At 71.5% G+C, this 9,387-nt stretch carries 8 protein-coding genes and 1 pseudogene; 4 read left to right on the forward strand and 5 right to left on the reverse strand.

Annotated elements, in window-relative coordinates:
* A partial coding sequence (locus tag AC51EU_RS22685) for a response regulator transcription factor (protein WP_496268879.1) occupies positions 1-722 on the reverse strand: 722 nt, incomplete at its 3' end.
* 236 nt (positions 723-958) lie between these two features.
* On the opposite strand from AC51EU_RS22685, the gene AC51EU_RS22690 reads away from it, so the two are divergent.
* The gene (locus AC51EU_RS22690) at positions 959-1,807 is read left to right on the forward strand and encodes an alpha/beta hydrolase family protein (RefSeq protein ID WP_496268880.1); all 849 of its coding nucleotides are present in this window, start codon (positions 959-961) and stop codon (positions 1,805-1,807) included.
* A 40-nt stretch (positions 1,808-1,847) separates the two neighbouring features.
* Here the strand turns inward: AC51EU_RS22690 and AC51EU_RS22695 are convergent, their stop codons facing one another.
* Complete coding sequence (locus tag AC51EU_RS22695; protein ID WP_496268881.1) at positions 1,848-2,741, reverse strand: NAD(P)-dependent oxidoreductase; 894 nt, start codon at positions 2,739-2,741, stop codon at positions 1,848-1,850.
* Between the two features lie 115 nt (positions 2,742-2,856).
* On the opposite strand from AC51EU_RS22695, the gene AC51EU_RS22700 reads away from it, so the two are divergent.
* Positions 2,857-3,447: a TetR/AcrR family transcriptional regulator gene (locus tag AC51EU_RS22700; protein ID WP_496268882.1), complete on the forward strand. Its 591-nt coding sequence runs from the start codon at positions 2,857-2,859 to the stop codon at positions 3,445-3,447.
* A gap of 82 nt (positions 3,448-3,529) precedes the next feature.
* Here the strand turns inward: AC51EU_RS22700 and AC51EU_RS22705 are convergent, their stop codons facing one another.
* From AC51EU_RS22705 to AC51EU_RS22715, 3 genes are all read right to left on the reverse strand, one after another.
* The gene (locus AC51EU_RS22705) at positions 3,530-4,420 is read right to left on the reverse strand and encodes a D-alanyl-D-alanine carboxypeptidase family protein (protein ID WP_496268883.1); all 891 of its coding nucleotides are present in this window, start codon (positions 4,418-4,420) and stop codon (positions 3,530-3,532) included.
* Between the two features lie 201 nt (positions 4,421-4,621).
* Positions 4,622-6,523: an ABC transporter ATP-binding protein gene (locus AC51EU_RS22710; protein WP_496268885.1), complete on the reverse strand. Its 1,902-nt coding sequence runs from the start codon at positions 6,521-6,523 to the stop codon at positions 4,622-4,624.
* A 101-nt stretch (positions 6,524-6,624) separates the two neighbouring features.
* The gene (locus AC51EU_RS22715) at positions 6,625-8,358 is read right to left on the reverse strand and encodes an ABC transporter ATP-binding protein (RefSeq protein WP_496268884.1); all 1,734 of its coding nucleotides are present in this window, start codon (positions 8,356-8,358) and stop codon (positions 6,625-6,627) included.
* Positions 8,359-8,607: 249 nt separating this feature from the next.
* Between AC51EU_RS22715 and AC51EU_RS22720 the strand changes: the two genes are divergently transcribed.
* Both AC51EU_RS22720 and AC51EU_RS22725 read left to right on the forward strand, forming a co-directional pair.
* Positions 8,608-8,853 (forward strand): MoaD/ThiS family protein, encoded by a 246-nt coding sequence (locus AC51EU_RS22720; RefSeq protein ID WP_496268886.1) that lies wholly within the window; start codon positions 8,608-8,610, stop codon positions 8,851-8,853.
* Between the two features lie 10 nt (positions 8,854-8,863).
* Positions 8,864-9,387: pseudogene (locus tag AC51EU_RS22725) on the forward strand (SCO5717 family growth-regulating ATPase); the annotation flags it as partial.

Consider the following 9,387-nt stretch of genomic DNA (forward strand, 5'->3'; position numbering starts at 1 on the left):
TTCGGCGCGTCCTTCTTCCCGGCCTGCGCCTCGGCGGCGGCGCGTTCGGCCTGCTCGGGCACGACGAAGCGGTAGCCGACGTTGCGGACGGTGCCGATCAGCGACTCGTGTTCGGGGCCGAGCTTGGCGCGCAGCCGCCGGACGTGGACGTCGACGGTGCGGGTGCCGCCGAAGTAGTCGTAGCCCCAGACCTCCTGGAGGAGCTGGGCGCGGGTGAAGACCCGGCCGGGGTGCTGGGCGAGGTACTTCAGCAGCTCGAACTCCTTGAAGGTCAGGTCGAGGACCCGTCCCTTCAGCCGGGCGCTGTAGGTGGCCTCGTCGACCGAGAGGTCTCCGGTGCGGATCTCCATGGGGCCCTCGCCCGCGCCGATCTGCCGGCGGCCGGTGGCCAGCCTCAGCCGGGCCTCGACCTCGGCGGGGCCCGCGGTGTCGAGCAGGACGTCGTCGATGCCCCAGTCCGCGGTGACGGCGGCGAGCCCGCCCTCCGTCACCACCAGGAGCAGGGGGCAGCCGGGTCCGGTGGACCGCAGCAGCTGGCACAGGGACCGCACCTGCGGAAGATCACGTCGGCCGTCGACCAGTATGACGTCGGCGCCGGGGGTGTCGATGAGGGCCGGGCCCTCGGCCGGGGCCACCCGCACGCTGTGCAGCAGGAGGCCGAGGGCGGGGAGCACCTCGGTCGACGGCTGGAGTGCGTTGGTCAGCAGGAGGAGGGAGCTCACTTCCGACCACCTGCCCGGCTTCTTGTCCTCGGGGTCCGGTACTGCTCGCTTCGCTCGCCCATGACGTCTGGTTCCTCCTCGGTCCCTGCGACGGGGGCACTCCCCGGCCGGACCGGGGGAGTCTGCGGCTCTGCATTCGTAGGGTGCCTCCGGATGACGCGCGAGGCGTCCGAAAGCACAAAAGGACCCGGGGGCGTCGATGCCCGGATCCTTCCTCTGCCAGCAGAATAGCTCACATGACTTGCGGACCCGAGACCGATCGCGCACGTTCCGGTGTTCCCTCGATCACGTCGCGTGGTCACCGGGCGGTCCTGCTGACCGACGACGGCATCACCCTGGAGGCCGCCCACACGCCCCGTACGGGGGGCGTGCCGGACGCCGGCGGCCCCGTGTTCGTCGTGGCGCACGGCTTCGCCGGCGCGCTCGACCGCCCGGCGCTGCGCCGCGCGGCGGACGCCCTCGCCCGGCACGCGGCGGTGGTGACGTTCTCCTTCCGGGGGCACGGCCGCTCCGGCGGACGCTCGACGATCGGCGACCGCGAGGTCGAGGACCTGGCCGCCGCGGTGCGCTGGGCCCGCTCCCTGGGGCACCGCCGGGTCGCCACCGTCGGCTTCTCCGTGGGCGGCTGTGTCGTCCTGCGCCACGCCGCCCTCCACGGCCGGCGGGAGCCCGAGGGGCGCACGGGCGCGCACACCGACGCGGCCGTGTCGGTCAGCTCCCCCGCCCGCTGGTTCTACCGGGGCACCGCGCCGATGCGCCGCCTCCACTGGGCCGTCACCCGCCCCGCCGGACGGCTCGTCTCCCGTGTCGGCCTGCGCACCCGCGTCCACCCCGAGCGGTGGGACCCGGTCCCCCTCTCCCCCGTCGGCGCCGCCGCGCTGATCGCCCCGACGCCGCTGCTCCTCGTCCACGGCGACCGCGACCGGTACTTCCCGGTCGACCACCCCCGCATGCTGGCCTCCGCCGCCGACCCCGCCTCCACCGAACTGTGGCTGGAGCCCGGCTTCGGCCACGCGGAGAACGCGGCGTCCCCGGAGCTGCTGGAACGGATCGGTGCCTGGGCGGCGCGGCGGGCGGCCGGGTAGGGCTTCCGGTACGGACCGGGGCCCGCCCGGCGGGCGCCCGTCAGGCCGGCGTCTTCTCCCGGAGCACGTCGATCAGGCTGGTGAAGCTCTGCTCGCCGTGGCCCGCCGCGAACCCGCGGTGGAAGAGCGCGGCGACGGCGGCGGGCACGGCCGCGTCGAGTCCGGCGTCGCGCAGGCTGCGGACGACGTGGTCGGCGCTGGCCGCCTCCATGGCGAGCCGGTCGGCGTCACCGGCGTGCACGCCCTCGTCGAGCTGGGCGCTCATGACACCGAGGAAGTACGACAGGTCGGCGGCCTTGAGGGCGTACGGCAGGTACTCCGCGGGCGTCACGCCGTGCGCGCCGACGAGGGCGGCGGCGTGCAGATAGCCGGTCATGGCGGTCCAGAAGACGGTCATCAGGGCCTGGTAGTAGACCTGGGCCAGGCCCGGGTCGGTGCCACGGTGGTCGGCCTCGGTCAGGACCTCCAGCGTGGCGCGGTGGGCGGCGAAGACGTCCTCGGGGCCGCTGTAGAAGGTCGCCGATCCGGGCTTCCCGATCAGCGGCGGCGGGACCTGGACGCCGCCGGTGAGGCAGCGGGCGCCGTGCCGGGCGGCCCAGGCGGCGCCGGCCCGCGCCCGTTCGGGGGTGTCCGAGCTGAGGTTGACCAGGACCCGGCCGGCCAGCGCGTCGGCCACGGGCTCCAGCACCGCGTCGCAGGCGTCGTAGTCGGTCAGGCTCAGTACCACCAGTTCGGCGGCGGCCAGCGCCTCGCGGACGGAAGCCGCGCGCACCGCGCCTCGCTCGACCAGGGCGTCGGCGCGGCTCGCGGTGCGGTTCCACACCGTCACCGGATGCCCGGCCGCCAGGAACGCCTCCGTCATCGCCCGCCCCATCGGCCCCAGCCCGATGACCGTCACCGCTTCCTTGCCGCCGGCCTTCTGTACGTCGTCCACGGACGTCCCCTTCCCCTTGCCCAGCTCTAGAACGAACGCTCTACTCAGAACGTGGGGCCAACCTAGCACGCCACTAAAACGAACGTTCTACCAATGGGCCGGTTAGGATCGGGGAATGCAGACGACCCCGTCGGACGGCACGGCCGGCACCCGCGACCGCATCCTCACCACCGCGGCCCGGCTGCTCCAGCACCAGGGCTACGAGGGCACCGGCATCAAGCAGATCGCCCGCGAAGCCGGCGCCACCCTCGGCTCCGTGTACCACTTCTTCCCCGGCGGGAAGCAGGCGCTGGCCACCGCCGCCATCCGCCACAGCGACGCGGAGTTCGCGGCGCAGCTGCGCACGGTCCTCGCGAGCACCGAGGACCCCGCCGACGCGGTCGCCGCCTGCGCCGGCTTCTTCGCCCGGGCGCTGCGCGAGTCCGACTGGGCCGACGGCTGCCCGGTCACCACCACCGCCCTGGAGACCTCAGGGCGCAGCCCGGACATCCAGCGGGCCTGCGCCGAGGCGTTCCTCGGCTGGCAGGACGCCTTCCACGACAAGCTCCGGGCGTGCGGCCTGTCCGCCACCGACGCCCGCGAGCTGGCCGCCACGGTCCTGAACACCCTGAGCGGCGCCGAGGTCGCCGCGCAGGTCCACCGCAGCGAGGAGCCGCTGCGCCTCGCCGGCCGCCATCTGGCCCGGCTGATCCGGAGTTACCTCTGACCACCGGGGCGCCCGGGAACGACGAAGGGTCCGCCCGCGCCCCCAGGGGAACGCGGACGGACCCTCACCGGCCCGTACGGGACTACTTCTTGAAGCCGTAGTCCAGCAGCTTCTTCGCGTCGGCCGTGCGGTTGTTGAACGACGAGGACGTCAGGACCGTGCCGATGACGGTCTTGCCGCCCCGGGTGGCGGCGAAGGCCAGGCAGTACTGGGCCTCGGGGCCCGAGCCGGTCTTGATGCCGATGGTGCCGGAGTAGCCGCCGAGCAACGGGTTGGTGTTGGTCCACGACATGTAGCGGTAGCCGCCGTTCTTCATCGTGACCTTCTGCTTCGTCGACTTCGTCTTCACGACCGTACGGAACGTGGAGTTCTTCATCGCGTTGCTGGCGAGCTTGGTCACATCACGCGGCGTCGAGTAGTTCTTGCCGTTGCCGATGCCGTCGAACGAGTCGAAGTGCGTGTTCTTGAGACCGAGGCTCTTGGCGGTGGAGTTCATCTTGCCGATGAACGACTTCACCCGCGCCTCCCGGGTGGACCCGCTGCCGAACTTGTCGGCCAGCGCGTACGCCGCGTCGCAGCCGGAGGGCAGCATCAGCCCGTAGAGCAGCTGGCGGACGGTGACCTTGTCGCCGACGATGAGGCGGGCGGAGGAGGCGGTCTTGCCGACGATGTAGTCGCTGTACGCCTTGACGATCGTGACCTTGGAGTCCAGGTTGAGGTTCTTCTGCGAGAGAACCACCTTGGCGGTCATGATCTTGGTGGTGGATCCGATGGAACGACGGGTGTCGGCGGCCTTGGTGTAAAGCGTCTTGCCGTTGCCGTCGTTCATCACGAAAGCACCCTTGGCGGAGACCGAGGGTGCCTTCGGGGCGGCGGCCTGTGCCGGGGAGGCGAAGACCCCGGCCGTCAGGACGGTTCCCGCGGTGAGAGCGACCGCGGAAACGCGCCGAATGCCCTTGATGCCTGTTTTCAAAATGTATGCTCCAAATGCCGCTGAGGTGCGGTCAGATGAGATTGCCGCACGCCCATGAGACCCGGAATGCCACCGTATGGATGTGCGTTCCGGGAAGTTTTTCCGGCCTTTTTCCCCCGTGCGGCCGTGCGCCCCGGGCCCTGTGACGCAGCGGCGCGGGCCGTGCGGCCGGGCGGCCCCGGTCGCACGGCCCGCGCGCGCTCACTCCGTCTCCGCCACCGCCTCCGCGAACTGCGCCGCGTACAGCCGGGCATAGGCGCCGTCGGCGGCCAGCAGCGCGTCATGGGTGCCCTGCTCGACGATGGAGCCGGACTCCATCACCAGGATCAGGTCCGCGTCGCGGATGGTGGACAGCCGGTGGGCGATGACGAAACTCGTCCGCCCGCTGCGGAGATTGGCCATCGCGTGCTGGATCAGCACCTCGGTACGGGTGTCGACCGAGCTGGTCGCCTCGTCCAGGACGAGGATCGCGGGCTCGGCGAGGAACGCGCGGGCGATGGTGATCAGCTGCTTCTCGCCGACCGAGACATTGCCGCCCTCGTCGTCGATGACGCTGTCGTAGCCGTCGGGCAGGGTCCGCACGAAACGGTCGACATGCGTCGCCTTCGCGGCCGCCACGATCTTCTCCATCGAGGTGCCCTCGGGAGCGCCGTACGCGATGTTCTCGGCGATGGTGCCGCCGAACAGCCAGGTGTCCTGGAGCACCATCCCGATCTGCGCGCGCAGCTCCTCCCGCGACATCGCGGCGATGTCCGTCCCGTCGAGGGTGATCCGGCCCCCGCTCACCTCGTAGAAGCGCATCAGCAGATTGACGAGGGTGGTCTTGCCCGCGCCGGTCGGGCCGACGATGGCGACCGTCTGGCCGGGCTCGACGGTCAGCGACAGCCCGTCGATCAGCGGCTTGTCCTCGTCGTAGCGGAACGAGACGTTCTCGAACGCGACCTTGCCGGTGACCGCCTCGGGACGGGCCGGGCGCTCCGGGTCCGGGTCCTGCTCCCGCGCGTCGAGCAGCTCGAAGACCCGCTCGGCGGAGGCGACGCCGGACTGGACGAGGTTGGCCATCGACGCCACCTGCGTCAGCGGCTGGCTGAACTGCCGTGAGTACTGGATGAACGCCTGCACATCACCGATCGACAGGGCACCGGACGCCACCCGCAGACCACCGATGACGGCCACCAGCACGTAATTGAGGTTGCCGATGAACATCATCGCGGGCTGGATGATCCCGGAGATGAACTGCGCCCGGAACCCGGCCGCGTACAGCGCCTCGTTCTGCTCGCGGAACAGCTCCGCGGACTCCTTCTGCCGGCCGAAGACCTTCACCAGCGCGTGACCGGTGTACATCTCCTCGATGTGCGCGTTGAGCCGGCCGGTCGTCTTCCACTGCCGGACGAACTGCGGCTGCGCCCGCTTGCCGATCCGGGTGGCGACCACCACCGACACCGGCACCGTGACCAGCGCGACCAGCGCCAGCAGCGGGGCGATCCAGAACATCATCGCCAGCACGCCCAGGATGGTGAGCAGCGACGCCACGATCTGGCTGAGCGTCTGCTGGAGGGTCTGCTGGATGTTGTCGATGTCGTTGGTCGCGCGGGAGAGCACCTCACCGCGCTGCTGCTTGTCGAAGTAGCTCAGCGGCAGCCGCGCCAGCTTCTCCTCGATCTGCTCCCGCAGCCGCAGGACCGTGCGCTGGACGACCAGCGTGGCGATCCGGGCCTGGACGAAGCCGAACAGCGAGGCACCGGCGTAGATCAGCGTCACCCACAGCAGCACCGTGCCGACCGCGCCGAAGTCGATGCCCTGCCCGGGGACGACCGGCATCGTGCCGAGCATGTCGGCGAGGCCGCCGTGCCCCGAGGACCGCAGCTGCTCGGCGGCCTGCGCCTTGGAGATCCCGGAGGGCAGCTGCCGGCCGACGATCCCGGCCATGATCAGGTCGGTGGCGTGGCCGAGGACCTTGGGCCCCACCACCGTCAGCGCCACACTCACCGTGCCCAGCAGCAGCGCCACGGCGACGATGCCGCGCTCGGGCTTCATCTGGGCCAGCAGCCGCTTGCCCGACCCCTTGAAGTCCATCGACTTCTCGATGGGCTGACCGCCCATGTGCCGGGCGGGGCCGGCCGCGGGCGCCGGGCCCCGGCGCGGCGCGGCCCCGGCGCCCTCCGGGGCCGCGGTGGGGGCGGCCGTCTGTCTGTCCTGCCCGGTCACGCCGCCTCCTGCTCGGTGAGCTGGGAGAGCACGATCTCCCGGTAGGTCTCGTTGTCCGCCATCAGTTCGGTGTGCGTGCCGGTGCCGACGACCCGGCCCTCGTCGAGGACGACGATGCGGTCGGCGCCGCGGATGGTGGAGACCCGCTGCGCCACGATCACCACCGTCGCCCGGTCCGTCTCCCGGGCGAGCGCGGCGCGCAGCGCGGCGTCGGTGGCGTAGTCCAGCGCGGAGAACGAGTCGTCGAAGAGGTAGATCTCCGGCCTGCGGACCAGGGCACGGGCGATGGCCAGGCGCTGCCGCTGGCCGCCGGAGACATTGCCGCCGCCCTGGGCGATCGGGGCCTCCAGTCCACCCTCCATCCGCTCGACGAAGTCCCGCGCCTGGGCGGTCTCCAGCGCGTGCCACAGCTCGTCGTCGGTGGCGTCGGGGTTGCCGTAGCGCAGATTGCTCGCGACGGTGCCGGAGAAGAGGTACGGCTTCTGCGGGACGAACCCGATGACGCCGGCCAGCGCCTCCGGGGCGAGGGTGCGCACGTCCTCGCCATCGACGAGGACCGTGCCGCCGGTCGCGTCGAACAGCCTCGGGACGAGCCCGAGCAGGGTGGACTTGCCGCTGCCGGTGGAGCCGATGACGGCGGTGGTCTCCCCGGGGCGGGCGACCAGCGAGATGTCCTTGAGGACCGGCTGCTCGGCACCCGGGTAGCGGAACTCGACGTCGCGCAGTTCCAGCTCGCCGCGGCGGCGCAGGGTGGTGACGGGGTGCTCGGCCGGGACGACGCTGCTCTCGGTGGCCAGGACCTCCTGGATGCGTTCGGCGCAGACCTCGGCGCGCGGCAGCATCATCACCATGAACGTCGCCATCATGATCGACATCAGGATGTACATCAGATAGCTGAGGAACGCCGTCAGCGCCCCGATCTGCATGTCCCCGCTGTCGATCCGGTACCCCGCGAACCACACCACGGCCACGCTGGAGAGGTTCACGATCAGCATGACCAGCGGGAACATCATCGACATCAGCCGGCCGGCGCGCAGCGACACCTCGTACAGATCGGTGTTGGCCTCCGCGAACCGCTCCCGCTCGTGACGGTCGCGGACGAACGCGCGGATCACCCGGATACCGGTGATCTGCTCGCGCAGGACGCGGTTGACGGTGTCGATCCGCTCCTGGACGCCGCGGAACAGCGGCCGCATCCGGCGGACGATCAGCGAGACGAGGACGCCCAGGACGGGGACGATCACCAGCAGCAGCCCGGACAGCGGCACGTCCTGGTTGAGCGCCATGACGACGCCGCCCAGGCACATGATCGGGGCCGCGACCATCATCGTGAACGTCATCAGCACCAGCATCTGGACCTGCTGGACGTCATTGGTGGTCCGGGTGATCAGCGACGGCGCGCCGAGGGTGCCGACCTCCCGTGCGGAGAAGGACTGGACCCGGTCGAAGACGGCCGCCCGGATGTCCCGGCCGAGCGCCATGGCCGTACGGGCCCCGAAGTAGACGGCACCGATGGCGCAGAGGATCTGCAACAGCGTGACGGCGATCATGAAACCGCCGGTGCCGAGGATGTAGCCCGTGTCCCCCTTGACGACACCGTTGTCGATGATGTCGGCGTTGAGGGTCGGGAGGTAGAGGGTCGCCAGCGTCTGGATCAGCTGGAGCAACACGATCAGCGATATCGAGCGCCTGTGGGGCCGCAAATGTGCCCACGCGAGTCGGACCAACACTTCAGTGACTTTATGCGAACGATTGACCGCGGCAATCGAATATCCGCGCAGCCGTGGCACGCGGCACCCGTCTTTACCAGAACTTGCCGTGCGCGGGCCCGGCCGCCGCGTACGCCATCATGGGGGGCGGCGCGACGGGTACCGGTCACGGAACCTCGTACGCCCCGTACCCGAAGGGCACGGCGCACCACACGACGAAGACACGACGAAGAGGCCGCCGTGACACACACCGGCACCGCAACCGGCACCGTGCGCTACTGGGCCGCGGCCAAGGCCGCCGCAGGCACGGCCGAGGAGCCCTACAGGGCGGCGACACTCGCCGAGGCCCTGGCCGCGGCACGGGCCGCGCACACCGAGAACCCCGAGTTCGCACGCGTCCTGCTGCGGTGCTCCTTTCTGGTGGACGGCGATCCGGTCGGCACCCGCGACCACGCGTCGGTGCCGCTGACCGAGGGCGGCACGGTCGAGGTCCTGCCGCCGTTCGCGGGAGGGTGAACAAACGATCATGAGCGACCAGCAGCCGGAGAACCCGTACGCCGGGCAGCCGCACCCCGGGTACGACCCGCGGCGGCCCCACCCCCCGTACGGTCAGCAGCAGACCCCCCAGCAGCCGTACCCGCCCCAGGGGCAGCAGGCGTACCCGCAGGGTGGGGCGTACGGGCAGGCGCCGCAGCCGTACGGACAGCAGCAGGCGTACGGGCAGGCGCCGCAGCAGGACCAGGCGGGGCCGCCCCGGCCGTACCCGGCACAGGGCCAGGCGCCCCAGCCGTACCCGGCGCCGGGCCAGGCCCCGCAGTATCCGGGGACGCAGTCCCCGCACCACCAGCCGCACCCCCCGCAGGCGCAGGCGCCGCACCCCCCGCAGGCGGCGTACCCGGCGCAGGCACAGCCGCACCCCCAGCAGCCCCGGGCGGCGTACGAGCCGCAGGGGCCCTACGCGGGGCAGCAGGGACAGCAGGCGCCGTACGCCGGGCAGCAGGGACAGCAGGCGCCGCAGGCGTCGTACGGGCAGCAGCCCTACGGGCAGGC

It is taken from the genome of Candidatus Streptomyces philanthi (genome assembly GCF_059553635.1).